The sequence below is a fragment of the Hydrogenophaga sp. OTU3427 genome (genome assembly GCF_038440225.1).
In the GTDB taxonomy this organism is placed as follows: domain Bacteria; phylum Pseudomonadota; class Gammaproteobacteria; order Burkholderiales; family Burkholderiaceae_C; genus Hydrogenophaga.
Map to the genome: position 1 here is coordinate 10,742 of NZ_JASATI010000050.1, position 25,416 is coordinate 36,157.

General features: G+C 67.2%; 24 protein-coding genes. 6 read left to right on the forward strand and 18 right to left on the reverse strand.

What is annotated here, in order from left to right; all coding sequences use genetic code 11:
* Window positions 1-13 precede the first annotated feature (13 nt).
* Window positions 14-889, forward strand: coding sequence for an alpha/beta hydrolase (locus AAHB17_RS20875; RefSeq protein WP_342132836.1), 876 nt, complete (start codon window positions 14-16; stop codon window positions 887-889).
* Here the strand turns inward: AAHB17_RS20875 and AAHB17_RS20880 are convergent, their stop codons facing one another.
* The 10 genes from AAHB17_RS20880 to AAHB17_RS20925 all read right to left on the reverse strand — a co-directional run bounded on the left by AAHB17_RS20880 (window position 890) and on the right by AAHB17_RS20925 (window position 11,771).
* A complete protein-coding gene (locus AAHB17_RS20880) occupies window positions 890-2,107 on the reverse strand; it encodes an MFS transporter (protein ID WP_342132838.1) in 1,218 nt (405 codons plus the stop codon).
* Window positions 2,104-3,282 (reverse strand): deoxyguanosinetriphosphate triphosphohydrolase, encoded by a 1,179-nt coding sequence (locus tag AAHB17_RS20885; protein WP_342132839.1) that lies wholly within the window; start codon window positions 3,280-3,282, stop codon window positions 2,104-2,106. Before AAHB17_RS20885 ends, AAHB17_RS20880 begins: the two co-directional genes overlap by 4 nt.
* A 19-nt stretch (window positions 3,283-3,301) precedes the next feature.
* Window positions 3,302-4,405, reverse strand: coding sequence for a 3-dehydroquinate synthase (gene aroB, locus AAHB17_RS20890; RefSeq protein WP_342132840.1), 1,104 nt, complete (start codon window positions 4,403-4,405; stop codon window positions 3,302-3,304).
* Window positions 4,406-4,453: 48 nt separating this feature from the next.
* A complete protein-coding gene (locus AAHB17_RS20895) occupies window positions 4,454-4,981 on the reverse strand; it encodes a shikimate kinase (RefSeq protein ID WP_342132841.1) in 528 nt (175 codons plus the stop codon).
* Window positions 4,982-5,101: 120 nt separating this feature from the next.
* Window positions 5,102-6,490 carry a hypothetical protein gene (locus AAHB17_RS20900; protein ID WP_342132842.1) on the reverse strand — a complete coding sequence of 463 codons (1,389 nt, stop codon included), beginning with the start codon at window positions 6,488-6,490 and terminating at the stop codon, window positions 5,102-5,104.
* Window positions 6,491-6,516: 26 nt separating this feature from the next.
* The gene (gene pilQ / locus AAHB17_RS20905) at window positions 6,517-8,691 is read right to left on the reverse strand and encodes a type IV pilus secretin PilQ (protein ID WP_342132864.1); all 2,175 of its coding nucleotides are present in this window, start codon (window positions 8,689-8,691) and stop codon (window positions 6,517-6,519) included.
* Window positions 8,692-8,801: 110 nt separating this feature from the next.
* The gene (locus AAHB17_RS20910; RefSeq protein WP_342132844.1) at window positions 8,802-9,353 is read right to left on the reverse strand and encodes a pilus assembly protein PilP; all 552 of its coding nucleotides are present in this window, start codon (window positions 9,351-9,353) and stop codon (window positions 8,802-8,804) included.
* The gene (locus tag AAHB17_RS20915; RefSeq protein WP_342132845.1) at window positions 9,350-10,054 is read right to left on the reverse strand and encodes a type 4a pilus biogenesis protein PilO; all 705 of its coding nucleotides are present in this window, start codon (window positions 10,052-10,054) and stop codon (window positions 9,350-9,352) included. Before AAHB17_RS20915 ends, AAHB17_RS20910 begins: the two co-directional genes overlap by 4 nt.
* Before the next feature lie 23 nt (window positions 10,055-10,077).
* Window positions 10,078-10,695, reverse strand: a complete 618-nt coding sequence (locus AAHB17_RS20920) for a PilN domain-containing protein (RefSeq protein ID WP_342132847.1) — start codon at window positions 10,693-10,695, stop codon at window positions 10,078-10,080.
* A complete protein-coding gene (locus AAHB17_RS20925; protein WP_342132848.1) occupies window positions 10,692-11,771 on the reverse strand; it encodes a pilus assembly protein PilM in 1,080 nt (359 codons plus the stop codon). The genes AAHB17_RS20920 and AAHB17_RS20925 overlap by 4 nt, the downstream gene beginning before the upstream one ends.
* Window positions 11,772-12,045: 274 nt before the next feature.
* Between AAHB17_RS20925 and AAHB17_RS20930 the strand changes: the two genes are divergently transcribed.
* Window positions 12,046-14,430: a penicillin-binding protein 1A gene (locus tag AAHB17_RS20930; protein ID WP_342132849.1), complete on the forward strand. Its 2,385-nt coding sequence runs from the start codon at window positions 12,046-12,048 to the stop codon at window positions 14,428-14,430.
* On the opposite strand, the gene cyaY is transcribed toward AAHB17_RS20930, so the two are convergent.
* Window positions 14,420-14,749 carry an iron donor protein CyaY gene (cyaY, locus tag AAHB17_RS20935; RefSeq protein WP_342132850.1) on the reverse strand — a complete coding sequence of 110 codons (330 nt, stop codon included), beginning with the start codon at window positions 14,747-14,749 and terminating at the stop codon, window positions 14,420-14,422. The genes AAHB17_RS20930 and cyaY overlap by 11 nt on opposite strands.
* A 68-nt stretch (window positions 14,750-14,817) precedes the next feature.
* Here cyaY and lptM point away from each other — a divergent pair, with 68 nt between their 5' ends.
* A complete protein-coding gene (gene lptM, locus AAHB17_RS24790; protein ID WP_446719637.1) occupies window positions 14,818-14,937 on the forward strand; it encodes an LPS translocon maturation chaperone LptM in 120 nt (39 codons plus the stop codon).
* A 22-nt stretch (window positions 14,938-14,959) separates the two neighbouring features.
* Window positions 14,960-16,228: a diaminopimelate decarboxylase gene (gene lysA, locus AAHB17_RS20940; RefSeq protein WP_342132851.1), complete on the forward strand. Its 1,269-nt coding sequence runs from the start codon at window positions 14,960-14,962 to the stop codon at window positions 16,226-16,228.
* A 22-nt stretch (window positions 16,229-16,250) separates the two neighbouring features.
* Here lysA and AAHB17_RS20945 read toward each other — a convergent pair whose 3' ends face one another.
* The 5 genes from AAHB17_RS20945 to AAHB17_RS20965 form a co-directional block, all read right to left on the reverse strand.
* Entirely contained in the window at window positions 16,251-16,871 is a 621-nt protein-coding gene (locus AAHB17_RS20945) for a sulfite oxidase heme-binding subunit YedZ (protein WP_342132852.1), read from the reverse strand.
* A complete protein-coding gene (msrP, locus tag AAHB17_RS20950; protein ID WP_342132853.1) occupies window positions 16,871-17,872 on the reverse strand; it encodes a protein-methionine-sulfoxide reductase catalytic subunit MsrP in 1,002 nt (333 codons plus the stop codon). Before msrP ends, AAHB17_RS20945 begins: the two co-directional genes overlap by 1 nt.
* A gap of 198 nt (window positions 17,873-18,070) precedes the next feature.
* Entirely contained in the window at window positions 18,071-19,429 is a 1,359-nt protein-coding gene (gene ccsB / locus AAHB17_RS20955) for a c-type cytochrome biogenesis protein CcsB (protein ID WP_342132854.1), read from the reverse strand.
* Window positions 19,426-21,570 (reverse strand): cytochrome c biogenesis protein ResB, encoded by a 2,145-nt coding sequence (locus AAHB17_RS20960; protein WP_342132855.1) that lies wholly within the window; start codon window positions 21,568-21,570, stop codon window positions 19,426-19,428. The genes ccsB and AAHB17_RS20960 overlap by 4 nt, the downstream gene beginning before the upstream one ends.
* Window positions 21,571-21,746: 176 nt before the next feature.
* Entirely contained in the window at window positions 21,747-22,361 is a 615-nt protein-coding gene (locus tag AAHB17_RS20965; RefSeq protein WP_342132856.1) for a c-type cytochrome, read from the reverse strand.
* Window positions 22,362-22,485: 124 nt separating this feature from the next.
* Here AAHB17_RS20965 and yihA point away from each other — a divergent pair, with 124 nt between their 5' ends.
* The gene (gene yihA, locus AAHB17_RS20970) at window positions 22,486-23,220 is read left to right on the forward strand and encodes a ribosome biogenesis GTP-binding protein YihA/YsxC (RefSeq protein WP_342132858.1); all 735 of its coding nucleotides are present in this window, start codon (window positions 22,486-22,488) and stop codon (window positions 23,218-23,220) included.
* Window positions 23,217-24,128 carry an alpha/beta fold hydrolase gene (locus AAHB17_RS20975; protein ID WP_342132860.1) on the forward strand — a complete coding sequence of 304 codons (912 nt, stop codon included), beginning with the start codon at window positions 23,217-23,219 and terminating at the stop codon, window positions 24,126-24,128. Before yihA ends, AAHB17_RS20975 begins: the two co-directional genes overlap by 4 nt.
* On the opposite strand, the gene AAHB17_RS20980 is transcribed toward AAHB17_RS20975, so the two are convergent.
* The gene (locus tag AAHB17_RS20980) at window positions 24,129-25,007 is read right to left on the reverse strand and encodes a lysophospholipid acyltransferase family protein (RefSeq protein WP_342132862.1); all 879 of its coding nucleotides are present in this window, start codon (window positions 25,005-25,007) and stop codon (window positions 24,129-24,131) included.
* The coding region (locus AAHB17_RS20985) for an LpxL/LpxP family acyltransferase (RefSeq protein ID WP_446719636.1) at window positions 25,007-25,416 on the reverse strand (410 nt) is incomplete at its 5' end. The genes AAHB17_RS20980 and AAHB17_RS20985, both read right to left, overlap by 1 nt.

The following is a 25,416-nucleotide window of genomic DNA, read 5'->3' on the forward strand; positions in this document are numbered from 1 at the left end:
GGCCTTTCCCACCATGCACCCTTCAGACGATTTTGATCCCGACCACCAGCAGCCCCTGCCCTTCCCGGCGGCGGTGAACTACGCCCGCACCGTGATGGGCTGGGCCCAGGCGCCCCTGCCGCCCGGCATCCGCGTGCGCCAGGGCCTGGCCTACGGCAGCCACCGCCTGCAGGTGCTGGACGTCTACGCCCCGCCCGACGCCCACAACGCGCCCGTGCTGGTGTTCTGGCACGGCGGCGGCTGGACCAACGGCTACCGCGACTACGTGCGCTTCATGGCACCCGTGGTCACCGGCCTGGGCATGGTGCTGGTGGCGCCGGGTTACCGGCTGGTGCCCGAACACCGCATGCCGGCCCCGGTGGACGATGCGCTGGCCGCGCTGGCGCATGTGCACCGCCACGCCGCCAGTTGGGGCGGCAACCCGGGGCACCTGTTGCTGTCGGGCCATTCGGCCGGCGGCCACCTGGCCACGCTGACCGCGCTGCGTGCAGCCGATCGCCAGGCGGCGGGTGTGCCCGACGCCGCCATCGCGGGTTGCCTGCCGATCAGCGGCATCATGGACCTGCACCACCCGCAGCCGGTGGCGGGCAGCCTCGAAGAGCGCGTCTACACCCTGGTGTTGCCCGAGGGCCAGGCGCATCTCGACGCCGTGTTCAGCCCCTTGAGCTGGGCGGCGGGCAACCGCCTGAACGTCGTGCTGACCTGGGGCAGCCTCGACAGCGAGCGGGTGCGCCTGTCCAACCAGCGGCTGGCGTCCCTGCTGGCCCTGCAGCCCGGCGCTGTCGGCACCCTGTGCCTGGAAGGCGCCGATCACTTCGCGACCCACACCGACCTGCGCGATCCGGCACACCCCTGGTACGTCGCGCTGTCGCGCCACCTCGCCGCGTGATCAACGCGCCTGCAGCAGGCGCTGCAACCGGGCCGTCAACAGCAGCCCGACCGCGGCGCAGCCCACGGTGACCACCCAAGTCCAGCGCCAGCCCCCGGCCCAGACGGCCACCCAGGCCACCACCGGTGGCCCCGCGAACTGGCCGATGGCCGACCACTGCTGCATCCAGCCAATGGTGGTGGCCACGGTCTGGTCGTTGGGCGCCACCCGCACGCCCAGCGAGAACAGCGTGCCGGGAATCAGCCCACCCACGCAGGAAAACATCAGCACCGCCCCATAACGCGCGGCGGGTGGCAGGGCCACGCCCTCGGCCGTGGCGGCGAAAGCCAGCGTGGCGCCCAAGGCCATGGCCACGAAGCCCAGCGTCAGCAAGCGCGCGGGCGGCCAACCCGCTTGCAGCAGGCGGCCCGCGGTGATGTTGCCGACGATGTTGATGGCCGCCACGGCCGCCGTGAGCACGCCCACCCAGGCACCGGCCAGGCCGGCCTCTCGGTAGATGGACGGCAGAAAGCCGACCACCGACAGCCACTGCGCCGCGTAGACCGAAAAACACAGGGCCACCAGCCACGGCCCTGGTGCGGCCAGGGTCTGGCGCAATGGCCGCGTCCAGGCCAAGCGGGGCCCGGCGGCGGCCACCGGCGCCGCGCCATCTGGCGGCACCGCGCGCGCCACCCACAGCCACATGAGCAGCGAGAGCGCGCCCAGCGCCGCCCACCAGGCGGGCCAGCCCCAGGTTTCGGTGAAGGACGGCCCGGCCAGCAGCGCCAACGCCGTGCCCAGGGGCATGTAGCCGCCCCACAGGCCCAACACCCGGCTCATGCGCTCGGGCGCCACCAGCCGGCGGATCATGCTCGGCGCTGGCAGCACCACCATCAGGAAGCCCAGGCCTTCGACGGCGCGCAGGACCAGCAACACGCCAGCGTGCGCCGCGAAGGCACCACCCATGCTGGCGGCGGCCAGCACCCCCAGACCCAGCAGCATGCTGCGGCGCAGCCCGATGCGGTCGGCCATCAAGCCAATGAGCAGGCCCAGCAGCATGCCGGCCACCTGCACCGCCGACAACAGGAAACCGGCCTGCACCAAGGTGATGCCCAGCGCATCGCGCAGCACGGGAATGGCGGGCGGCAGCTTGCCCACGTGCAAGGCCGCACTGACCCCGGCCAGCACCACCAGCCAGGCCGGGTCCAGGCCCGAGCGGCCCGTCGATGAAGTGTTCATGTGATCAGGTTGCGGCCGGTGAGCCGTCCATGTTCGCGGGCGGCGAAGCGGTCGGTCATGCCGGCGATGTAGTCCGACACGGCGCGCGCCGTGTGTTCCGCCAGGCCGGCACCGCGCCGCATCTGCGCGGGGTCGTCCATGTAGGCGGCGAACAGCTCGCGCACCACCTGCTGGGCCTGGCGGGTTTTTTCCAGCACCTGGGGGTGGCGGTAGAGGTTGGCGAACAAAAAGCGCTTGAGCACGGTGGACTCGGCCCGCATGACGTCGGAAAAACGCAGCAAGGGCGCCGCCTGCCGCGCGGCGTCCACATCGGCGGGCTGCACGCCATCGATGGCCCGGGTGGTGGCGGCCATGACGTCGTAGACCTGCTCGCTGAGCATGCGACGAATGGTCTCGTACAGCAGGCGCCGCCCCGTCAGGGACGGAAAAGCGGCCAAGGTCTGCGTGGTGTAGCGCGCCACCAGCGGCACGTCCTGCAACTGGTCGAGGCTGATCAGTCCGGAGCGCACGCCGTCATCGATGTCGTGGGCGTTGTAGGCGATTTCGTCGGCCAGATTGCACAGCTGCGCCTCCAGGCTGGGCTGGGTGCGGGCGATGAAACGCCGCCCGACGCCGCCGGGCTCGCGGGCCTCCAGCAGCTCGGCATTGGCCCGCGAGCAGTGCTTGAGGATGCCCTCGCGCGTCTCGAAACACAGGTTCAGGCCGTCGTACTGCGGATAGCGTTCTTCGAGATCGTCGACCACACGCAGGCTTTGCAGGTTGTGCTCAAAGCCGCCATGGGGTGCCATGCAGGCGTTGAGCGCGTCCTGCCCCGCATGGCCGAAGGGGGTGTGGCCGAGGTCGTGGGCCAGGGCGATTGCCTCCACCAGGTCTTCGTTGAGCCGCAGGGCGCGCGCCAGCGAACGCCCCAGCTGAGCGACTTCCAGCGAGTGGGTGAGCCGGGTGCGAAACAGGTCGCCCTCGTGGTTGAGGAACACCTGCGTCTTGTAGACCAGGCGGCGGAACGCGGTGGAGTGGACGATGCGGTCGCGGTCGCGCTGGAACACGGTGCGCGTGGGCGCATCGGCCTCGGGGTACCGGCGGCCCCGGCTCTTCGCGCTGTGGCAGGCCCAGGGCGCAAGGTCTTCTGCCCGAGGCGTGCTGAGCGTGAGGTCCAGCGCGGCGCTTGGGGTCATGGCGGGCCCGGCGGAAGGCTCAGTCGCAGCAGGCAGCCAGCACCTCGCGCACCAGAGCGTCGGGCGCGGGGCGCATGGCGGCCCGGCCCGGTCCATCGATCACCACGAAGCGGATTTCGCCACCCTCGGCCTTCTTGTCGTGGCCCATGAGTTCGATATAGCGGTCCGCGCCCAGCGCCGGCCCCCGGATCGGCAATCCCGCGCCCTCGATGAGTCGGGTCAGCCGACGGACAAAAGCCTCGTCCACCAGCCCCAGGCGCTGCGACAGGTGGGCCGCCATGACCATGCCACAGCCCACGGCCTCGCCGTGCAGCCAGGCGCCATAGCCCAGGCCGGCCTCGATGGCGTGACCGAAGGTGTGGCCGAAGTTGAGGATGGCGCGCAGGCCGCTCTCGCGTTCGTCCTGACCCACCACGTGGGCCTTGATCTCGCAACTGCGGCGCACCGCGTGGGCCAGGACCGCCGGCTCGCGCGCCCTCAGTGCCGGCAGGTTGGCTTCGATCCAGTCTAGGAAGGCCATGTCGGCGATGGGCCCGTACTTGATGACTTCGGCCAGGCCGGCGCTGAGTTCGCGCGGCGGCAGCGTCCTGAGGCTGTCCAGGTCGCAGATCACACGTTGCGGCTGGTAGAAGGCGCCGATCATGTTCTTGCCCAGCGGGTGGTTGATGGCGGTCTTGCCGCCCACCGACGAGTCCACCTGTGACAACAGCGTGGTGGGCAACTGCACGAAGGGCACGCCGCGCATGTAGCAGGCGGCGGCAAAACCCGTCATGTCCCCGACCACACCACCCCCCAGCGCGAACAGCACCGTCTTGCGGTCGCTGGCCTTGGACAGGAGCGCGTCGAAGATCTGGTTCAGCGTGGTCCAGTCCTTGTGGGCCTCGCCATCGGGCAGCACCACGCGGTCGACCTGCCGGTAATGCGCCTGCAGCGCGGCACAGACGGCGTCGGCATACAGCGGCGCGACGGTGTCGTTGGTCACGACCATGGCGCTGTGCGCCGTCGGCAGGCCGGCGTAGGTGGCGCTGTCGCCCAGCAGGCCGGCACCGATCAGGATGGGATAACTGCGCTCGCCCAGATCGATCTGGACCGTGTGGCGCGTGAGGTCGGGGGTCGCATGCATAGGCCAAGTGTAGGACAAGCCCATGGCGCCCCGCCTCGCCCTCCGACGTCAGCGGGTGGGCGCGGGGGTGCCCGCCAGCTCCAGCTGCATCACGATCATGTTGACCAGGGTGGCCACCGAGGGGCGACCGGTTTCGATCACGAAATGCGAGGCCTCACGGTACATGGGATCGCGCACCTCGAACAGGTCGCGCAGGCGCTGCAAGGGATCGGCCACCTGCAGCAGCGGCCGGTTGCGGTCGTGGCGCAGGCGGCGGAACACCTCCTCCGGCGACGAGCGCAGGTAGACCACGCGGCTGCGCTGGTGCAGGTGCTCGCGGTTCACCGGCCGCAGCACCGAGCCACCGCCGGTGGAGATCACGCCTTCGGGACCGGCCGTGAGTTCGTCAAGGACCTGGGACTCCAGATCGCGGAAGCGCTCCTCGCCCTCGCGCTCGAAGAACTCGCGGATCGAGCAGCCCAGACGCTCCTCGATGACCGCGTCCGAATCCAGGAAAGGCAGCGACAAGCGCCGGGCGAGTTGCCGCCCGACGGTGGATTTGCCTGAACCGGGCAGGCCGACGAGGGCGACGTTCACGTGGTGCGGTGGAAGTTGGAGACAGTCCGCAATGATAGCCAGCGATTGGGCGCAAGCTGCGAGACCAAAAAAAGGCCGCCGGTGAACCACCGGCGGCCTGGTCGAGACGCGGGTCCCGGGTTACGGCACCGTGACTGTGAAGGTAACCGTGGTGTTGGCCGCATCCCTCACCGTGATGGTGGACACACCCGTGGCCACGGCGGTCACGCTGAACGTGTCACCGGTAAGGGCAGACACGGTGGCGGCCGCTGTGTTGCTGCTGCTGACCTGGTAGGTCGGCGCCGGGTTGAACTTGACACCACCCGAAATCGTCACCGAACGCACTTGACCGGCCACGAGGGTGAAGGCACCACCGGCCGTTGTCGTCAACGGATCGACCGTGCCACAGGCGGCCGAAGTGTCTTCGTTGATGGTCATGACCGAGCTGCCAGACGCGCCCAGGGCATCGATCACCGTGATCGTGACCGCCTCGCTGGACGTGGCGATACAGCGGCTGCCCTGGGTACCCAGACCGATCGTGACGGTCGAGCCCGACACGGCGGCGCTCGCCAAGGCCTGATCGCTGACGAAAACGCTGAAGGGCGCCGTGCCACCAAAGATGGTGGACTGCAAGGATGCCGTGCTCAGTTCGCTGACAGAGAAAGTCGTGGGCGACAGGCGCAAGGTGGCCGCCGCATTGGTGGCCGTGACGGCGATTTCCGCCGTCAGGCCCGCACTGTCCTGCACAGTGACCACGGTGCTGCCAGCCGCCTTCAGGGCAATGGTCACGCTGGAGCCGCTCAACGCGGCGGTCGCGATCGTCGTGTTGGCGGCCGTGGCCGAGGCGTAGCTGCCGGTGCCACCACTGATCAGCACCGTGATGCTGTCACCGACGTTGCCCGATGCCGACGCGGGATTGAGCTTCAAGGGGGTGCCGGGATCCGTCTTGACGGTCACGACGATGGTCTTTGAATTCAAACCGGTGTTGTCCATCACCGTCACGTTGGCCGTCCCCGGGATCAGGCTGGTCAGGGTGAAGGAGCTGCCGGCCTGGTTCACCCGGACAACACTGGTGTTGCTCGATGTCACCACGTAGGGTGAGGTGCCACCACGGGCCTCAAAAGGCAAGGTCGTCGTCCCGGGGGCCATGGTGATGGCGGCCGGTGCGGTGGTGTAGAGGGCCGTGTCGTCACCATCGGACACCACCACGTTCACGAGCACGGTTTCACCGTTGCGATCGCGCACCTGCACCTTGGCCGTGCCCTCCTTGACGCCACCGATGGTGAACGTGCTGCCGCTGACGCCCGCGACCGCCACGAACTTGTTGTCGCTGGTCACCGTATAGGGGCCGATGCCCCCACCGATGCCGAAGGTGTCCGCGCCGTTGACCGCCACGGTCACCGTGGACTGGGCGGAAGTGAACAGTGGCGTGCCGGTGCCACTGCCAGAACCAGCGCTACCACCGCCACCACCACACGCGGCCAACAAGCCCAACAGGCATGTACCCAAAAACAGTTTGAAAAATTTCATCAGATCCTCGTTCGAGTACATCAAATTCAACGATTGCTCACGCGTTCTGACAGGATGCGTGGCGTCAGGAAGACCAACAGCTCCGACTTGTCGGCCTGTTTGCTGCGGGTCTTGAAGAGGTTGCCCACGCCGGGCAAATCACCCAAGAAGGGGACCTTTTTCTCGGACTCGTTCTCGACAGATTCGAAAATACCACCAATCACGACGGTGCCGCCGTTCTCCACCAGCACCTGCGTCTGGATGCGCTTGGTGTTGATGGTCACGCCCTGAGGCAACAGCTCGCCGACGCTGTCCTTGTTGACCTGCACGTCCATGATGATGCCGCCATCGGGGGTGATCTGGGGCGTGACCTCCAGCTTCAGCGTGGCCTTGCGGAACTGCACTGCGGTGGCGCCGCTGGCGCTGGCGGACTGGTAGGGGATTTCCTTGCCCTGCTCGATGATGGCCTTGACCTGGTCGGCCGTGATCACGCGCGGGCTGGACACCACCTTGCCCCGGCCGTCGGCCTGCATGGCGGAAATCTCCAGGTTCAGGAAGCGGTTGGCCAGCGGGCTGAACAGCGACACCGCGAACGCGGCCGGCGACACGCCGCCAATGGCCGCTGCCGGCATGTTCACGAACGAGGTGTTGTTCGTGTTCATGGGCGTGCCAGTGTTGGTCGCGCCATTGGCCACCACGGGCCAGTTGAAGGAAGGAGTTTGCTCGTCGGAGTTCAAGCTCTCCCTTGTCGTCGTGGTCAGCGCGTTGTAGCTGCCGCCGATGGCGATGCGGTTGCCGCCGCCCACGCCGTAGCCAGCGTCACCACCACGCACCCCGCGCAGGTCGGCCCCACCCAGGCGCACGCCCAGCGAGCGACCAAAGGTGTCGTCGGCCTCGACGATGCGCGCTTCGATCACGACCTGGCGCACGGGAATGTCCAGCTTGGCGATCAGCTCCTGCACCTGCTCCAACCGCGAGGGAATGTCCGTGACAAACAGCTGGTTGGTGCGGACCTCGGGAATCACGCTGCCGCGCGGCGACAGGATGCGCGCGGAGTTGTTCACCGATCCGGAGACACCAGCACCAGCGTCCAGCTTGCCACCGCGCAACTGGTCAGCGATGTCCACCGCCTTGGCGTAGTTCATCTGGAAAGACTGGGTGCGCAAGGGCTCCAGGGTCTGCACAGCGGCGGACGCCTCGTATTCCTGCTTCTCACGCGCGGCGATCTCGTCCTTGGGCGCGATCCACAGCACATTGCCATTCTTCTTCATGCCCAGGCCCTTGGCCTGCAGGATGATGTCCAGCGCCTGGTCCCAGGGCACGTCCTTGAGGCGCAGCGTCAGGTTGCCGGTCACGGTGTCGGACGTCACCACGTTGAAGTTGGTGAAGTCGGCGATCACCTGCAACAAGGCACGGACTTCGATGTTCTGGAAATTCAGTGACAGTTTTTCACCGGTGAAGCCAGGGCCCTGGCTGAGTTTGTTCGGATCCTGTTTGACCTCGCGCACCTCCAGCACGAACTGGCTGTCGCTCTGGTAGGCGCTGTGCTCCCAGGTGCCGGTCGGCTCGACCACCATCCGCACCCGATCGGCACTCTGGGTCGTGACCACGGTCTGCACCGGTGTGCCGAAATCGGTCACGTCCAGCCGGCGGCGCAGGGCGTCTGGCAAGGACGACTTGAGGAACTCGACCACCAGCGACTTGCCTTGCTGGCGGATGTCGACACCCACCTGGTTGTTGGGCAGGTCCACGACCACGCGCCCCACACCCTTGTCGCCACGGCGGAAATCGATGCCACGGATAGGCAGCGTATCGCTGTTGCGACTTTCCGCGAACAAGGTGGATCCCCCCGTCGCGCGCGGCGCGGTCGTGGCAGCCGCATCCAGCGTCACCAGCAACACGTTGCCCGACAGCTGCGTCTGGTATTGCGCGGCCTGGTTCAGGTTGAGCACCAGCCGTGTGCGATCGCCCGCCTCCACGATGTTGGCGCTGCGCAGATTGCCCTGGTTGAGCTCGACGGTGGTGCGGCCCGTGGCGTTGCCGACCGCACTGAAATCCAGCGCGATGCGCGCCGGCGACTGGATGCTGAAGCCCTTGGGCGCCTCGGTCAGCGGTTGCGCCAGCTCGATCCGCACCACGTCGCTGCCGCCCTGGCTCGCCAGGGAAACGGAGCGGATGGTGTTCTGGGCCGGTGCCGGATTTTGTGCACGCAACGTCGGCATCAGCACCACGGCGCCGACCAACAAGGCCGCGCCTGCGCGCCGGCCCCACGTCCGGACGGCCCCACGCAAGCCCGTCAGAGAGCCGGGCTCCGATCGCAAACACAACTGGTTCATTTGGTTCCCTCTTGAAGCTGCAGCACGGCCTGTCGTTCTATCCACTCACCGGTGCCGTCCTGAACGATTTCGCGCAGGGTGATTTCGGATTCTGTGATGCGCGTGATGCGCCCGTAATTCTGGCCGAGGTAGTTGCCCAGGCGGACCTGGTACAGCAGGTTGTTGACCTTGACCAGGGCCACACGCTGGCCCTTCTGGTCCAGCAAGCCCACCATGGCCATGGCGTCCAGCGGCTCGGCCTCGAGTGGCTCCTTGCGCCGGTTGAGCTCGGGCGTGAGCAAGGCCGTGTTGGGGTTGGTCGCCCCGGCGGCCCGGCGCAGGGCAGCGGTCAGTTTGTCGCGCTCGAAGGGCTGCGTCGCCCCTTCACTCAGGTAAGCCTGAGGCACAAAACGTACCGGCTCGGCGATCGGCTCGACCTTGGGCTGGGTGCGACCCCGCAGCTCCTGCATCCAGCGCGACAGTTCCTCGTTGTCGGCGCTGTCACATGCCGACAGCGCCACCACGGCCACGGCGATCAGCGGCCAGGTCATCCAGCGTGCGCGGGTCATGGCTTGCCCCCTTTGGCGCCGGCCTTGGCGGCCGCTTCGGTGGCCTTTTTCTGCGCCATGATTTCGTCCGGATCCAGGTAGCGGAAGGTCTTGGCGATGCAGTCCATGGTCAACATGCCCGGCCGGTTGGCCACGGGCGCCAGCGTGATGTTGTTGAGCGTGACGATGCGCGACAGGTTGGCCACGTCGGCCGCGAACAGGCCGATGTCGTGGTAGGAGCCGGTCACACGCACGGCGATGGGCAGCTCGGCGTAGTACTCCTTGACGTTCACCTGGCCCGGCCGGAACAGCTCGAACTGCAGGCTGCGGCCCAGGCCCGCCTGGTTGATGTCGGACAGCAGGGCATCCATCTCGGCCTTGCTGGGCAGCTGCTTTTCCAGCTGGGTCACGTACTGCTGCACCTGCTCGAGCTGCTGCTTGAGGGCGTCGAGGTTGACCGCCTGCCCCAGCTTTTTCTCGTAGTCGAGGCGAAGCTGGACTTCCTTCGCGCGTTCGGTGTCCAGTTCGGCCTGGTAGGAATTCAGCCACGAGAACCACAGGGCGACCACCACGGCCACCGCCAGCAGCAGCAGCAGCAGGTAGCGCGGCAGCGCCGGCCACTGGGTCGGGTCGTTGGGATCGAGACCGGTGAACTGGGTCTTGATCTTCTGCTGCAGCCCGCTCAGGTCAACGTCGAACTTGGAAGGTTTTTTCTTGGCCATGGTGTGTCCGTCTGATGGCCGTGTCAGCTTTTGCCGGCGGGCGCCGGCTTGGCGGCTCCGGCGGGGATGGCTTTCGGATCGGGCGTGCTGCGGGTCAGCGCCACACGGATGCTGAAATTGGACACGCGCCGCTGCTCACGCGGCGACAGCGCCAGGTTGGCGGCCACAATTTCCACCAGTTCGGGTTTGGTCACCCACCGGCTGTTGTTCAGGTTGCGCAACAGCTCGGACACCCGCTCCTGCGACTGGGCCACGCCCGTGAGCACGATGGTCTGGTTCTCTTGCTTGAGCGTGGACAGGAACACGCCCTCGGGCATCTGCTTGACCATTTCGTCCAGCAGGTGCACCGGCAGGTTGCGGTCGGCCTGCAGATCTTCCACGGCCAGCTGCCGCGCCTTCAGGGCCGCCAGCTGTGCCTGCAAGCCCGCGATGTCCTTGATCTGAGCATCGAGCTTGGCGATCTCCGTCGACAGGAAGCGGTTGCGGCTTTGCTGCGAGGTGATCTGGTTCTGGAACCAGGTGAAGATCAGGCCGACCACCAGCCCCCCCGCCAGCGCGGCCAGGCCCACCTGCACCAGGAACAGCTCGCGTCGCCGCTTGCGCGCCTCCTCGCGGTGCGGCAGCAGATTGATGAGGATCATTGGTGGAACCTCCGCAGCGCCAGTCCGGCGGAGACCAGGTAGGACGTGGACTCGGCTTCGAGGCGCCGGGTGTTGATGCCAGAGCCCAGCTTCATGCCCTCAAAGGGATTGATCAGCTTGCAAGGGAACGAGGTCTGTCCCGTCACCATCAGCGGCAGGCCCGGCAGCCCGGCCGAGCCGCCCGACAGCAGGATGTAATCCACCTTGTTGTGCGGCGTGCTGGTGAAGAAAAACTGCAACGCGCGGCCGATCTCCTGGCACAGGCTCTCCATGAAGGGCTGCAGCACCTTGGCCGAGTGGTCCAGAGGCAACTCGCCATTGCGCTTCTTGGCCTCCGCTTCCTCGAACGTCATGCCGTACTGCTTGACCAGCAACTGGGTCAGTTGCGAGCCGCCAAACATCTGGTCGCGCTCGTACAACACATCGTCGTTGCGGATCACCTGCAGGCTGGTGGTCTGGGAGCCGATCTCAAACAGCGCGATCAAGGCGTCCTTGCCCTTGTTGGGAAATCCGTCCAGCAGGCGGGCCGCCGCCATCCGCGAGGCATAGGACTCCACGTCCATGATGACCGGCTTGAGCCCGGCGGCTTCGGCCAGCCCCTGGCGGTCCGACACCTTCTCCTTGCGCGACGCCGCGATCAGCACATCGACGTCGTTGGGCGACGCCGGGTTGGCGCCGATCACACAGAAATCCAGGCTGACCTCGTTGAGCGAAAACGGGATGTATTGGTTGGCCTCGGACTCCACCTGGACCTCGAGCTCCTTATCGGACAGTCCCGAGGGCAGCGTGATCTTCTTGGTGATGACCGCGGCTCCGGGCAAGGCCAGCGCCACGTTGCGGGTGCGGGTGCCACTCTTGCGCACCAGGCGGCGCATGGCATCCGCCACCTCGTCGAATTTCTCGACGTTGCCATCGGTGATCCAGCCCCGCTCCAGGGGCTCGATCGCGCAGTGCTCCAGCACCAGCGAGCCGTCGCGCTCACGACCCAGCTCCACCAGCTTGACCGTGGAAGAGCTCACGTCGATCCCGAGCAAGGGCGCCGGTTCACGGCTGAATAGAGATCCCAGTGAGATCAAGGCAGTCCCCAATACGGTGGCGCACACGGCGTGCGCGCTTCACAAGACTTAACAATTCACTTGAATACTAGCAGCAAGACCCTTGTGCGGCAAAGGAAAACGCCGCTTTTACCCCCCCGGGGCGTTGTCTGCAGCCGACGCACTGTTACGTACCCGCTTACATTCTGACCCGTAATTCACCGAATTGGCACAGTGCAGCCGCAATCCAGCGCGAAGTTTTGCGAAATCTGCCACACCCGGCTTTTTATAATCGGCCCCTGCCTCAAAGCCTTCCATGCCCGACTCCAAACCCAACAAGACCGCCCCTTCCGCGCCCCCGTCCTCCGACTGGACCTACCGCCTGGCGCGAACGGTGGTCTCCCTGGCCAGCGTGGCGGCGGCCGGCGTGGCAGCACTGTTGCTGGTGGTTGGCCTGGCACTCGCGGTGGCTTTCCCCAACCTGCCCGACGTCACCGACCTGGCGGACTACCGGCCCAAACTGCCGCTGCGGGTCTTCACGGCCGATGGCGTGCTGATGGGCGAGTTCGGGGAAGAACGGCGCAACCTGTTGCCGATCGACCAGATCCCCCAAGTCATGACCAACGCCGTGCTGGCGATCGAGGACTCGCGCTTCTTCGAGCACAACGGCGTGGACTACATCGGCATGGTGCGCGCGGCGCTGGCCAACCTGGGCGAGGCCAAGAGCCAGGGCGCCTCCACCATCACCATGCAGGTGGCGCGCAACGTCTACCTGTCGGCGGAAAAGAGCTACATGCGCAAGATCTACGAGGTCTTGCTCACCTTCAAGCTGGAACACATGTTCACCAAGGCGCAAATCCTTGAGATCTACATGAACCAGATCTTTCTGGGCCAGCGGGCCTACGGCTTCGCGGCCGCCTCGCAGACCTATTTCGGCAAACCGCTCAAGGAAGTGAGCATCGCCGAGGCTGCCATGCTGGCCGGCCTGCCCAAGGCGCCCTCGGCCTACAACCCCATCAGCAACCCGCGACGCGCCCGTGCCCGCCAGTTGCACATCATCGACCGCATGGTCGACAACGGGTTCATCACCGAGGCGCAAGCGGAGGTCGCGCGCAAGGAACCCATCCGCGTGCGCCCCCCCGCCAGCAGCGAGCGCCTGCACGCCGAATACGTGGCCGAGATGGTGCGCCAGCAGGTCTACGCCCAGTACGGCGACGAGACCTACACCCGCGGACTGAACGTCTACACCACGTTGGACAGCAAGGCCCAACAGGCCGCCCACCAGTCACTGCGGCGTGGCGTGGTCGATTTCGAACGCCGCCAGTTCTACCGTGGCCCGGAGCGTTTTGTCGACCTGCCCACCGACGCCAAGGCGATGGACGCGGTGATCGACGACGTGCTGGCCGACCACCCCGACAACGGCGAGCTTCTGACCGCCGTGGTGCTGGAGGCCAGCCCGCGCAAGGTGGTGGTGGCGCGCGACAGCGGCGAGCCCATCGAGATCAGCGGCGACGGCCTCAAGCCGGTGCAGTCGGGGCTGGCGGACAAGGCCCCGCCCAAGCTCAAGATCCGCCGCGGCGCGGTGGTGCGCATCGTGCAGACCTCCAGCACCCGCAAGACCTGGGACCTGACACAGCTGCCCGAGGTCGAATCGGCCTTCGTCGCCATGGACCCGCGCAACGGTGCCATCAAGGCGCTGGTGGGCGGCTTCGACTTCTACAAGAACAAGTTCAACCACGTGACCCAGGCCTGGCGCCAGCCGGGCTCCAGCTTCAAGCCCTTCATCTATTCGGCCGCTTTGGAAAAAGGCTTGACGCCCACCACCGTGGTCAACGACGCGCCGCTGTTCTTCAGCGCCGCCGTCACAGGCGGCAAACCCTGGGAACCCAAGAACTACGACGGCAACTTCGAAGGCCCGATGAACGTGCGCACGGCACTGGCCAAGTCCAAGAACATGGTTTCCATCCGGGTGCTGCAGATGGTGGGCACCCAGAGCGCTCAGGACTGGATCACGCGCTTCGGCTTCGACGCCGACAAACACCCGCCCTACCTGACCATGGCGCTGGGCGCGGGCTCGGTGACGCCCATGCAGATGGCCACCGGTTACGCCGTGTTCGCCAACGGCGGCTACCGCGTCGCGCCCTACCTGATCACCCGCGTGACGGATGAAAAAGGCAAATCGCTGCTGGAAACCACGGCACCTGAAGTCAACGAAGACCAGCGCGCCATCAGCGCCCGCAACGCCTACGTGATGGGCACGCTGCTGCAGGAGATCACCCGCTCCGGCACCGCCGCGCGGGCCCAGGCCACCCTCAAGCGGCCCGACCTCTACGGCAAGACCGGCACCACCAACGACTCCATGGACGCATGGTTCGTCGGCTACCAGCCCACGCTGGTGGCCGCCACCTGGTTTGGCTACGACACCCCGCGCAACCTGGGCAGCCGCGAGACCGGCGGCGGCCTGAGCCTGCCGATCTGGATATCCTTCATGGGCGAGGCGCTCAAGGGCGTGCCGGTGGAACTGCCCGCACCGCCCGAAGGCGTGGTGTCGGTGGGGTCGGACTGGTATTTCCAGGAGTACACGCCGGGCCGTGGTGTCAACGCCCTGGGCGCTGGCGACGGTGCTGTGGAGGGCCAGGTTTCAGGACCGGCGGTCGAACCTCAGGAAAAACGCAGCATCCTGGACCTGTTCAGGAACTGAAGCGCAGCGCCTGGCCGGCCTGCTCGCTGGCGCAGCGCGTCAGCTGGGTGAACAACTCGCCCTGCCCCTTGGTGTCGACCCAGGCCTGGCCGTCCCACTTGTAGTGGTAGCCGCCCGAGCGGGCCGCCATCCAGATTTCGTGCAGCGGCTTTTGCAGGTTGACCACGATCTGGCTGCGGTTGGCGAACACCAGCGTGACCATGCCACCGGTGCGCTGGTTGTCCACGTCGGCATCCGTGTCTTCGTTGATGCGGTCGCAAGCCATTTCAATGGCATTGAGCGCCGCCTCGGCGCGATCGAGGAATTCGAGGTCGGTCATACAATCTTGTGATGTTGTTCGGCCCCCAAATTCTAGGCTCCTGCCATCGCCGCGCCCGCATTGTGGCCATGGTGCTGGTTTTTGTGTTGGCGGGTCCGATGGGCCTGACGGGCTGTGGCCAAAAGGGCCCGCTCTACATGCCCGCGCCCACCGACCAACCGGCCACCCCCAAACCCACTTCGCGCTGACCCGTCGCGCCGACCACCCCGCATGAGCTCCGTTGCCCTCCGCCCCTTCATCGAATACCACAACGGCCAACTGATGGTCGAAGGCCAGTCCGTGCAGGACCTGGCCCACGCCCACGGCACGCCGCTGTTCATCTACTCCAAGGCCGCCATGCTGCAGGCCCTGGCCGCCTACCAGCGCGGGTTTGCCGGGCGCGATGCGCAGATCTGCTATGCGATGAAGGCCAACAGCTCGCTGGCCATCCTGCAGACCTTCGTGCGCGCCGGCTGCGGCCTGGACATCGTGTCGGGCGGCGAGCTCGAACGCGCCCTGGCCGCCGGCGCCGAGCCGCGCAAGATCATCTTCTCGGGCGTGGGCAAGACACGCGCCGAAATGCGCCGCGCGCTCGACGTCGGCATCGGCTGCTTCAACGTGGAAAGCCGCGCCGAACTGGAAGTGCTCAACGACGTGGCGCGCGGCATGGGCCAGCGCGCGCCGGTCAGCATCCGGGTCAACCCCGACGTCGATGCCAAGACCCACCCCTACATCTCCACCGGCCTCAAGGGCAACAAATTCGGCATCGCCCACGAAGACGCGGTGGCCACCTACCGCTTCGCGGCGTCGTGCCAAGGCCTGCGCGTGGTTGGCATCGACTGCCACATCGGCTCGCAGATCACCGAGATGGCGCCCTACCTCGACGCCATGGACCGCATCCTGGACCTGGTGACGGCCATCGAAGCGGCGGGCGTGCCCATCCAGCACATCGACTTCGGCGGCGGCCTGGGCATCGACTACCAGGGTGACACGCCGCCGGCGGCCGACGCCCTGTGGGCCGCGCTGCTGGCCAAGCTGGATGCGCGCGGCTTCGGCCAGCGCAAGCTGATGATCGAGCCCGGCCGCTCGCTGGTGGGCAACGCCGGCATCTGCCTGACCGAGGTGCTCTACCTCAAGCCCGGCGAGCAGAAGAACTTCCTGATCGTGGACGCGGCCATGAACGACCTGCCGCGCCCGGCCATGTACCAGGCGCACCACGGCATCGTGCCGGTGGTGCCGCGTGCGGGCGCCACCACGCTCTGGGACGTGGTGGGGCCGGTGTGCGAGAGCGGCGACTGGCTGGGGCGCGACCGCGACCTGAACGTGGAACCCGGCGACCTGCTGGCGGTGTTGTCGGCCGGGGCCTATTGCATGAGCATGGCCAGCAACTACAACACCCGTGGCCGCGCGGCCGAGGTGCTGGTCGATGGCCAGACCGCCCACCTGATCCGCGAACGCGAGAACGTGTCGGACCAGATGCGCATGGAGCGCCTGCTCTGACGACCGTGCGGATGGCGCGGTTTCAGGCGGCGGGCATGGCGCCGCGCCGCCACGGGCCGCGGTGCCACACCCGCCAGGCCAGCAAGGCCCCGAGGATCAGGGCATAGACCGCCACCTCGCCAAAGTTGTTCTTGGCCGCGCGCATCCAGAAGAAGTGCAGCACGCCCAGTCCCGCCACCCCATAGACCGCGCGGTGCAAGCGCTGCCAGCGGCGCGCGCCCAGGGCCTTGATGGCGCGGTTGAACGAGGTCGCGGCCAGCGCCAGCAGCAGGGTCCAGCCCAGCATGCCCACGGTGATGAAGGGGCGCTTGACGATGTCGGGCAACAGCGCCGCCAAGTCGAACTCCATGTCCAGCCAGGCATAGGCCAGCAGGTGCAGGCTGGCATAGAAAAACACAAACAGCCCCAGCATGCGCCGCCAGCGCGCCAGCACCGCCAGGCCGGTGTGTTGCCGAAGCGGCGAGACCAGCAACACCAGGCACAGGAAACGCAGCGTCCAGTCGCCCAGGCCCCGGATCAGGGCCTCGGCCGGATTCGCACCCAGCCGGTCCAGCAGCCCCGCCCCCACCAGCCAGAACGCGGGCAAGGTGCACAGCACGAACAGCAGGGGCTTGACCCAGGGGCGGGCCAGCAAGGCCTTCATCAAAAGTACTTGCGCAAGTCCATGCCGGCGTAGAGCTGGCCCACCTGGGGTTCGTAGCCATTGAACATCAGGGTCTTGCGGCGCTTGGCGAACAGGCCCTGGCCCTCGCCGATGCGGCGCTCGGTGGCCTGGCTCCAGCGCGGATGGGCCACGTCGGGATTGACGTTGGAATAAAAGCCGTATTCCTGCGCCGCCGCCACGTTCCAGGCGGTGCGCGGCTCCTTGTCGGTGAAGCGGATCTTGACCAGCGACTTGCCGCTCTTGAAGCCGTACTTCCAGGGCACGACCAGACGCAGCGGCGCACCGTTCTGGTTGGGCAGGACCTCGCCGTACATGCCAAAGGCCAACAGCGTGAGTGGATGCATGGCCTCGTCCAGGCGCAGCCCCTCCACATAGGGCCAGTCCAGCACGCCCGAGCGCAGGCCGGGCATCTGGGCCTTGTCGGCCAGGGTCACGAACTCCACGTACTTGGCGCTGCCCAGCGGCTCCACGCGCTTGATGAGTTCGGCCAGCGAATAGCCCACCCAGGGAATCACCATGGACCAGCCCTCGACGCAACGCAGGCGGTAGATGCGCTCCTCCATGGGGCTGAGCCTGAGCAGGTCGTCCAGGCCGAAGGTCTTGGGCGCCTTGACCAGGCCTTCGACCGACACCGTCCAGGGCCGCGGCTTGAGCGACTTGGCAGCGGCCGCCGGGTCCGACTTGTCGGTGCCGAACTCGTAGTAGTTGTTGTAGGTCGAGGCGTCCTCGTAGCTGCTGACCGCCTCCATGGTCGAGGCCCCGCTCACGGCCGACTTGGCCCCGGGCAGCGGCGCCAGCTTGCCCGGCGGCCGCGCCATCTGGGCCCGCGCATCGCGCGCCGCCCAACCGGCCAAAGCGACACCGCCCGCGCCCAGCGCGAGTTGCTGCAGCCACTCACGGCGGCGCAGGTAGTCCTGAGGCGGGGTGATCTCACTGGCCACCAGATGCTGGTGGCCGTTGTTCTGCGTGCGGATGAGCATGGCGCGTCCTGTGAGGTGGTGCAAACGTGGAGTCGCCCCCATTCTCACAAGTTCCGCCAGCGGTTCACACCGCTCCGGCTCAAAACCCTACATCCGAATGCCGTGCCCCATCCAAGGACACCGCCGGGCTGGCTCCGCCAGACGGCTGGTGTCGCCCCCTTGGGGGGTGACGCCGCAGGCAGCGCAGGGGGGTCTAAATCACAGCTCGCCGTAGCTGTGCAAGCCGCTCAGGAACATGTTGACGCCCAGGAAGGCGAAGGTGGTGACCGCCAAGCCCGCCAGCGCCCACCAGGCCGCGACGGTGCCGCGCAAGCCCTTCATCAGGCGCATGTGCAGCCAGGCAGCGTAGTTCAGCCAGACGATCAGGGCCCAGGTCTCTTTCGGGTCCCAGCTCCAGTAGCCGCCCCAGGCCTCGGCGGCCCACAAGGCGCCAAGCACGGTGGCGATGGTGAAGAAGGCAAAACCCACCGCGATGGCCTTGTACATCACGTCGTCGAGCACCTCGAAGCTGGGCAGGCGCTCGGCGATGCGGCGGCGACCGAACAGGATGCCACCGACGATCAGCGCCGAGATACCGAAGTAAACGAACCAGTAGCTGCTGCCATTGGCGGCTGCGGACTGCCGGAAGACGATGGGTTCGAAACACAGCACCATGCCCAGCAGCCACAGCGGCGCCAGCTTGTACCAGCGGCTTTCGCCAGCGCTCTGCTTGATCAGGTAGGCAAAGGCCAGCATGGCCGCGATGGCGAAGGTGCCGTAGCCGATGAAGTTGGCCGGCACGTGCAGCTTCATCCACCAGCTTTGCAGGGCTGGCACCAGGGGCTGTATCTCGTGCGCCTCGCGCACCACCGTGTACCACAGCAGGAAGCCCACCGCCGCGCTGACCACCAGCATCACGAAGGCGCCCATGCGGCGGGTCTGGTAGCGGTCTTCGTAGTACAGGTAGAAGGTGGCCGTGAGCCAGCAGAACAGCACGAACACCTCGTACAGGTTGCTGACCGGGATGTGCCCCACGTCGGGGCCGATCAGGTAGCCCTCGTACCAGCGCACCAGGCTGCCCACCAGCGCCAGCGTCACCGCCACCCAGGCCAGGCGGGACCCCAACAGTTCGAAGGTGTCACCGGCGGCGCGGCTGAACAGCCCGCCCCAGAAGAACAGCGTGCTCATGAAGAACAGCACGCTCATCCACAGGATGGCCGACTGGCTGGAGATGAAGTACTTGAGCAGAAAGGCCTGGTCGGCCCGCGCCAGCTGGGGCCCGGCGTCGGTCTGGTACAGCGATATGGCCAGCAGGGCGATGGCCACCGCCGCCACCATCAACAAGCGCAACGGGCGCCAGAACCAGCCCAGCCAGATGGCAAAAGGTGCCGCCCCCACGAGGATGGCTTTTTCGTAGCCGTCCATGTAATGGGCGTAGCGCATGAAGGCGAACACCGTGCCGGCCAGCACCAGCAGCGCGAACAGCCAGTCCGTGGCATTGCGGCGCGCCATGAAGCCGCCATGGAGCGTGATGGTCTGGGCGGACTTCGACGCGAGGGTCTGGGCAGCGGTGTTCATGGGTGTGCCTGTATCAGTCGGGACTTGAGCAAGTCGAATTCACGGTCGCCGTCCATGGTCTTGCGGTTGGTCGACAGGGCCATGGTGGCCTGGGTGCCGGTCGCAGGGGCATCGGCCGCCGGCGCCAGCCACACCCAGAGGCGGCGTTCACGGATGTAGAGCATGGCAAAAACACCCAGAATGAGCAACAGGCACCCCAGGTAGACAATGGTCTTGCCGGGCGCGCGGGCCACCTGGAAGACGCTGGCCTGCAGCTGGGTGAAGTCGGCCAGCTGGAAACTCATGGGCGCGGGGTAGAAGAAGGCGTCGCTCAGGCTCAGCACGGCCTGCGTCATGAATGCCTGCGTCGCGGGGGTTTGCGGGTCCAGCAACGGCAGGCCGGCGCTCTGGCGGCTGGCCTGCAACAGCTCGAACAAGGTGCCGTTGAGGATGCGCACCAGCACCTCGCTTGCGCGTTCGCGCTCGGCCTCGGGCACGCTCTGCTCCATGAAGCGGGACACCGCCTGCAGCCCGCCGATGGGCGCGGTCTGTCCGGCCGGCTTGAGGGACTCCAGGGCCGGATCGACGCCGGCAAACAGGTCCAGGGCACGGCTGGCCGAAGCCTGCAGCGCGGCCATCAGCTGCGGGTTGCCGCGGTCCACCGCCTGCGCCACGTAGCGTGCCACCGCACGGTTGCGCATCGTGCCATCGGCCAGGGCCGCGCGCAGCCGCACGAAGCCGTCAACACCGTCGCGGTCGTCGGCGGGCACGCGCAGGTAACGGAAGGGCTCGGCCGGTGTTTCGCGCAAGCCGAACAGGAACACCCGCCCGCCGTCCACGTCGACCGGCAGCATGTAGTTGTTGAACTCGGTCGCCTGCCCCGCTTCGTCGCGCAGCTTGTAGCTCACGCTGGGGCCGATGTTGCGCAGCTCCTTCTTGGTCGCTGTCTTGTTGGCCGCGCCCAGGCGCCCTTCGATGGCGTGGCGCAGATCGACCGAACGCACGTCGGCACCAGAGGCCATGGCCCCCGAGGTGTTGTTCATGTTCTCGACGTTGATCACCCGCAAGCCGGTGAACTCGAGCGTCAGTCGCTTGTCGCCGTTGGAGATTTCGGTCGAGCCGCCAATCGCACCCTCAACGTCGAAGCCCTGGGCGGCCGCGGCCATGGGCAGCGCGCGCAGCTTCACGCGCGAACCGCCATCGTCGAAGCTGGACTGGTAGATCTGGATGCCGCGGTGGCTGACCGGGTGGTTGACCTCGACACGCGCCTCGGTCTTCTCGCCACTGTCCTTGTCGTGGATCACGATGTCGCTGGCGAACAGCTTGGGCATGCCGGTGGAGTAGTACTCGACGACAAACTTCTTCAGCTCGACCGAAAACGGCAGGTCCTGCAGCAGCACGCCCTTGGGCTGCGTGAGGATGGCGGTGCTCGACTGCGTGCCCTCGGTCACCAGCAGGTTGGCGCGGAAGGTGGGATTGGCCGCCGGCAGGCGGTGCTGCGCCGGCACGTCGGCGATCAGGCCACCGCCTTCGTAGGGCGTCTTGCCGTTGAACCACATCTGCGCGCGCACGATCAGGTCGCCGTCGAGCAGTCCGCCCACACACACCAGCACGATGGCGCTGTGCGCGGCGAGGTAGCCGATCTTGTTGGCCGCGCCGGCCTTGGCCGCCACCATCCAGCCATGTTCGCGCTGCTGCAGCCGCACCTTCCAGCCACCACCGGCCAGTGTCTGACCGATGCGGCGCGCGGCGGCCTCGGGCGCTTCGGTCAGCGATGCGGCGGCGCGGTGGTGAAAGGCCTTGAGGCTCTGCTCGCGGATGTTTTCCTTGTAGGCCTTCAGGTCGGCCAGGATCTTGGGCGTGTTGCGGATGATGCACAGGCTGGTGCTGAGGACCAGGAAGGCCAGGATGAGCAGGAACCACCAGGCGCTGTAGACCGCGTACAGGCTGAGCCGCCCGAACACCTCGGCCCAGAAGGGGCCGAACTGGTTGACGTAGTTGTTGATCGGCTCGTGCTGCTTGACCACCGTGCCGATCACCGACGCGATGCAGATCACCGTCAGCAGCGAAATGGCGAACCGCATGGACGACAACAACTCCGCCACGTCGCGCATCACGCGCGAGCCGGAGTCGATCTGCAAGCCTTGGGTGGAAACGGTCATGAGCGGATGGAAAAAAGGCGGGCCTTGTTCAATCAAGACCCGCCCTGTCTGGGATACAACTTGTGCCTGGCGGTTCAGTGCATCGTGAAGATTTCGTGCATTGTGCCGCCGACCATCAACGTCCGCTTATATCCCCGCCCACCGGCGGGGCATGGTGCGTGCGCGGCCCGTCAGGCTCAGCGCAGGCCGGCGATGTAGTCGGACACCGCCTTGATTTCGCGCTCGGTCATGTAGGCGGCGACCTGGGTCATCTGGGTGTTGTTCTTGCGTGCACCTTCGCGGAAGCTGCGCAGCTGGGTGGCGGTGTATTCGGCGTGCTGGCCCGACAGGCGCGGGTACTGTGCCGGCATGCCGGCGCCGTTGGGGCTGTGGCAGGACGCGCAAGCGGCGATCTGGCGGTCGGCGATGCCACCGCGGTAAATGCGCTCACCCAGCTTGACCAGGTCTTTTTCCTTGGCGAAACCGGCCTTGCCCTTCTGGCTGGTGAGCCAGTAGGCCACGTTGCGCATGTCGTCGTCCGACATCGCCGAGGCAAAACCCTTCATCACCGCGTTGTCGCGCTTGCCGGACTTGAATTCCTGCAGCTGCTTGACCAGGTACTCGGGGTGCTGCTGGGCCAACTTGGGGTTGGCCGGGATGGACGAGTTGCCGTCGGCCGCGTGACAGGCCACACACACCTGACCGTAGAGCGCCGCCCCCTTGTTCAGGTCGGGTTTGACGGCCTGGGCCTGGGCAGACAGGGCAACGAGGGCCAGCGCTGCGGCGCTGAAAAGGGTGGCAAACGGTTTCATGTCAAAGGCAATCAACGTGGGCGATCTTCACGCGGTTTACGAAACACCTGCACCAGGCCACCGAAGGTCCCCCGCGCAGGCGCAAAACACGCCCATTTTACAATGGCCGCAAAGGCGCCCCCACATGAACGACACCACCCCCTCCGCGGCCCCGGCCGCAGCCCCCGACGTGGACGCCAAAATCGCCCATGGCTGGCTGCACACGGCCCGCTTCCTGACCACCGCGCCACAGCTGGAATTCCTGCCCGACCTGTCGGTGCCGGAAATCGCCTTTGTCGGCCGCTCCAACGCCGGCAAATCCACCAGCATCAACACGCTGACCCAACAAAAGCGCCTGGCCTTTGCCTCCAAGACACCCGGCCGCACCCAGAGCATCAACCTGTTCTCGCTCGGCAAGCAGGGCGTGACCGACGCCGTGCTGGCCGACCTGCCGGGCTACGGCTACGCGGCCGTGCCACGCGAGGCCAAGCTGCGCTGGCAGCGGGTGATGGCCAACTACCTCAAGACGCGCAAGAACCTGCGCGGCGTGGTCCTGCTGTGCGACCCGCGCCTGGGCCTGACCGAGCTGGACGAAATCCTGCTCGACATCATCCGCCCACGGGTGGAGGAAGGCCTGCAGTTCCTGGTGCTGCTGACCAAATCCGACAAGCTGACCCGCGCGGAGGCCAGCAAGGCGCTGTCGATTGCGCGACTGCAGGCCGGCGGCGGTGAGGCGAAACTGTTCTCGGCGCTCAAGAAGCAGGGCCTGGACGAGGTGGCCCAACTGCTGTGGCGCTGGGTGCGCACCGCCCCGGCGATCGAGGCGGCACAGGCCCCCGAAACCGACAACCGCCCCCCCGAAGACATCACGCCCCCATGATCGAGACCACCGCGCTCCCGCTGCCCCACGGCATCACCCTGACGTGCCGCAGCAGCGGGGAACGCGGTCGGCCGGTGCTGCTGTTCCTGCATGGCTTTCCCGAGGCGGCCTTCGTCTGGGATCCGTTGCTGGCCCACTTTGCGCAGCCGCAGCACGGTGGCTACCGCTGCGTGGCGCCCAACCTGCGCGGCTACGCCGGCTCCAGCGCGCCCACCGAGGTCACGGCCTACCGGGCCAAACACCTGGTGTTGGACATCCTGGCGCTGATCGACGCCGAGGCGGGCGGCCCAGGCGGCAGGCTGGCGGCCTTGGTGGCCCATGACTGGGGCGGCGCCGTGGCCTGGGGCCTGGCCGCCCAGCACCCAGAGCGGCTGGAGCGCCTGGCCATCCTCAACTCGCCCCATCCCGGCACCTTTTTGCGCGAACTCCAGCAGTCGCCGGCCCAGCAACAGGCCAGCGCCTACATGAACTTCCTGTGCCGGCCCGACGCCGCGCGGCTGCTGGCCGAGGACGACTTCCGCCGCCTGTGGCCCTTTTTCACCAACATGGGCGCCGCCGATGGCCCCCACGCCTGGCTGACCGACGCGGTGAAAGACCAGTACCGCGCCGTGTGGCGCCAGGGGCTGGAGGGCGGACTCAACTACTACCGCGCGTCTCCGCTGCGCCCGCCCACCGCGGACGACCCGGGCGCGCGGGCGGTGAGCCTGCCGCGCGCCCTGCTCGACGTGCGGGTGCCCACCCACGTGTTGTGGGCCATGTACGACACCGCCCTGCCACCGGCCTTGCTCGATGGTCTGGAGGTCTACGTGCCGCAGCTGCAGCTGACCCGCGTGCCCGATGCCACGCACTGGATCGTGCACGAGCAGCCGGAACGGGTGACGCGCTGGCTGGCCGCGGCGCTCGACTGATCAGTCCCGCCCGCCATACACCGAGGCCTCGCCCGGCGGCCGGGTCTTGAAACGCTTGTGCACCCACCAGTACTGGTCGGGCATGTGGGCTATCCAGGCTTGGAGGCGCTCGTTCATCAATGCGGTGTCGGCCACCACGTCCTCGGTCGGGAAACCCTGCCAGACCGGATGGGCCTCGACCTCGTAGCCGGTGGGCGTGAGCCGGGTGGTCAGGGGCACCACCTGGGCCCGGCCCAAGCGCGCAAACCGCGACAGCGAGGGCACGGTGGCCGTGGGCACGCCGAAGAAGGGCACGAAGATGGACTCCTCGGGACCGAAGTTCATGTCGGGCAGCAGGTAGAGCAGGCCGCCCTTGCGCAGGCTGCTGACGATGGGCTTGACACCGTCGTCGCGGTTGAGCAGGCTGACATCGCCAAAACGCGAGCGCCCGACCTTCATCCATTCGTCCACCGCCCGGTTCACCTGGGTGGTGTAGATGGTGGTGAAGCGGCGGTCGGCCGCCATGGCCAGCGCCATGGCGCCGGCGTCCAGTCCGTAGAAATGGGGGGCGAACACGATGGTGGGCGCCTGCCCCTGGAAGACCTGCCAATCACCCACACGCCGAAAGCGCGACTCCAGCACGGACCGGGGCGCGTGCCAGAGCCAGCTGCGGTCCAGCCAGGCCTGCATGAAGTACACAAAATTGCGCCGCACCATGGCCTCGCGCTCGGGCTCGGACAGTTCGGGGAAACACAGGCGCAGGTTGGTCAGCGCGATCTTGCGGCGCCGCCCGGCCACGGCGTGCAGCGCACGCCCCAGCAGCCAGCCCAGGGCCCGCACCCACGACAGCGGCAAAGGCGCCAGCAGGCGCATGAAAAGAATGGCGGTTCGGGACAACATCACAACTCGGCGCGCGGCTGCTTGTAGCGCGCATAGCCCCACAGGTACTGCGCGGGGTTCTGGCGAACCAGGGTTTCCATGGCCTGGTTGATCTGCAGCACGGCGGCGTCCAGATCATCCGACAAGGGCTGCGGCATGGTTTGGCAATGCAGGCGAAAACCCCGGCCCCAGGGCAGGCGTTCGCCCCAGACCAGCAGCGGCACCGCCCCGGTCTGCTGCACCAACCGGGCGGCCAGGGTCATGGTGTAGGCCGGCTTGCCAAAAAACGGCGCCCACACGCCCATGCCCTCGGGCGGCACCTGGTCCGGCAGCAGCCCCACGGCATGCGTGCGGCGCAAGGCCTTGATCATCTGCCGCACACCGGCCAGCGTGGCCGGGGCGGTCTCCAGCCCCGGGGGGGGGGGGGGGG

Excerpts from the sequence above, each read along its gene's own strand:
- AAHB17_RS20875 (WP_342132836.1), top strand. The coding sequence starts at position 14 with ATGCACCCTTCAGACGATTTTGATCCCGACCACCAGCAGCCCCTGCCC.
- AAHB17_RS20880 (WP_342132838.1), bottom strand. The coding sequence starts at position 2,107 with ATGAACACTTCATCGACGGGCCGCTCGGGCCTGGACCCGGCCTGGCTG.
- AAHB17_RS20885 (WP_342132839.1), bottom strand. The coding sequence starts at position 3,282 with ATGACCCCAAGCGCCGCGCTGGACCTCACGCTCAGCACGCCTCGGGCA.
- aroB (WP_342132840.1), bottom strand. The coding sequence starts at position 4,405 with ATGCATGCGACCCCCGACCTCACGCGCCACACGGTCCAGATCGATCTG.
- AAHB17_RS20900 (WP_342132842.1), bottom strand. The coding sequence starts at position 6,490 with ATGAAATTTTTCAAACTGTTTTTGGGTACATGCCTGTTGGGCTTGTTG.
- pilQ (WP_342132864.1), bottom strand. The coding sequence starts at position 8,691 with ATGCCGACGTTGCGTGCACAAAATCCGGCACCGGCCCAGAACACCATC.
- AAHB17_RS20910 (WP_342132844.1), bottom strand. The coding sequence starts at position 9,353 with ATGACCCGCGCACGCTGGATGACCTGGCCGCTGATCGCCGTGGCCGTG.
- AAHB17_RS20915 (WP_342132845.1), bottom strand. The coding sequence starts at position 10,054 with ATGGCCAAGAAAAAACCTTCCAAGTTCGACGTTGACCTGAGCGGGCTG.
- AAHB17_RS20920 (WP_342132847.1), bottom strand. The coding sequence starts at position 10,695 with ATGATCCTCATCAATCTGCTGCCGCACCGCGAGGAGGCGCGCAAGCGG.
- AAHB17_RS20930 (WP_342132849.1), top strand. The coding sequence starts at position 12,046 with ATGCCCGACTCCAAACCCAACAAGACCGCCCCTTCCGCGCCCCCGTCC.
- cyaY (WP_342132850.1), bottom strand. The coding sequence starts at position 14,749 with ATGACCGACCTCGAATTCCTCGATCGCGCCGAGGCGGCGCTCAATGCC.
- lptM (WP_446719637.1), top strand. The coding sequence starts at position 14,818 with ATGGTGCTGGTTTTTGTGTTGGCGGGTCCGATGGGCCTGACGGGCTGT.
- lysA (WP_342132851.1), top strand. The coding sequence starts at position 14,960 with ATGAGCTCCGTTGCCCTCCGCCCCTTCATCGAATACCACAACGGCCAA.
- AAHB17_RS20945 (WP_342132852.1), bottom strand. The coding sequence starts at position 16,871 with ATGAAGGCCTTGCTGGCCCGCCCCTGGGTCAAGCCCCTGCTGTTCGTG.
- msrP (WP_342132853.1), bottom strand. The coding sequence starts at position 17,872 with ATGCTCATCCGCACGCAGAACAACGGCCACCAGCATCTGGTGGCCAGT.
- ccsB (WP_342132854.1), bottom strand. The coding sequence starts at position 19,429 with ATGAACACCGCTGCCCAGACCCTCGCGTCGAAGTCCGCCCAGACCATC.
- AAHB17_RS20960 (WP_342132855.1), bottom strand. The coding sequence starts at position 21,570 with ATGACCGTTTCCACCCAAGGCTTGCAGATCGACTCCGGCTCGCGCGTG.
- AAHB17_RS20965 (WP_342132856.1), bottom strand. The coding sequence starts at position 22,361 with ATGAAACCGTTTGCCACCCTTTTCAGCGCCGCAGCGCTGGCCCTCGTT.
- yihA (WP_342132858.1), top strand. The coding sequence starts at position 22,486 with ATGAACGACACCACCCCCTCCGCGGCCCCGGCCGCAGCCCCCGACGTG.
- AAHB17_RS20975 (WP_342132860.1), top strand. The coding sequence starts at position 23,217 with ATGATCGAGACCACCGCGCTCCCGCTGCCCCACGGCATCACCCTGACG.
- AAHB17_RS20980 (WP_342132862.1), bottom strand. The coding sequence starts at position 25,007 with ATGTTGTCCCGAACCGCCATTCTTTTCATGCGCCTGCTGGCGCCTTTG.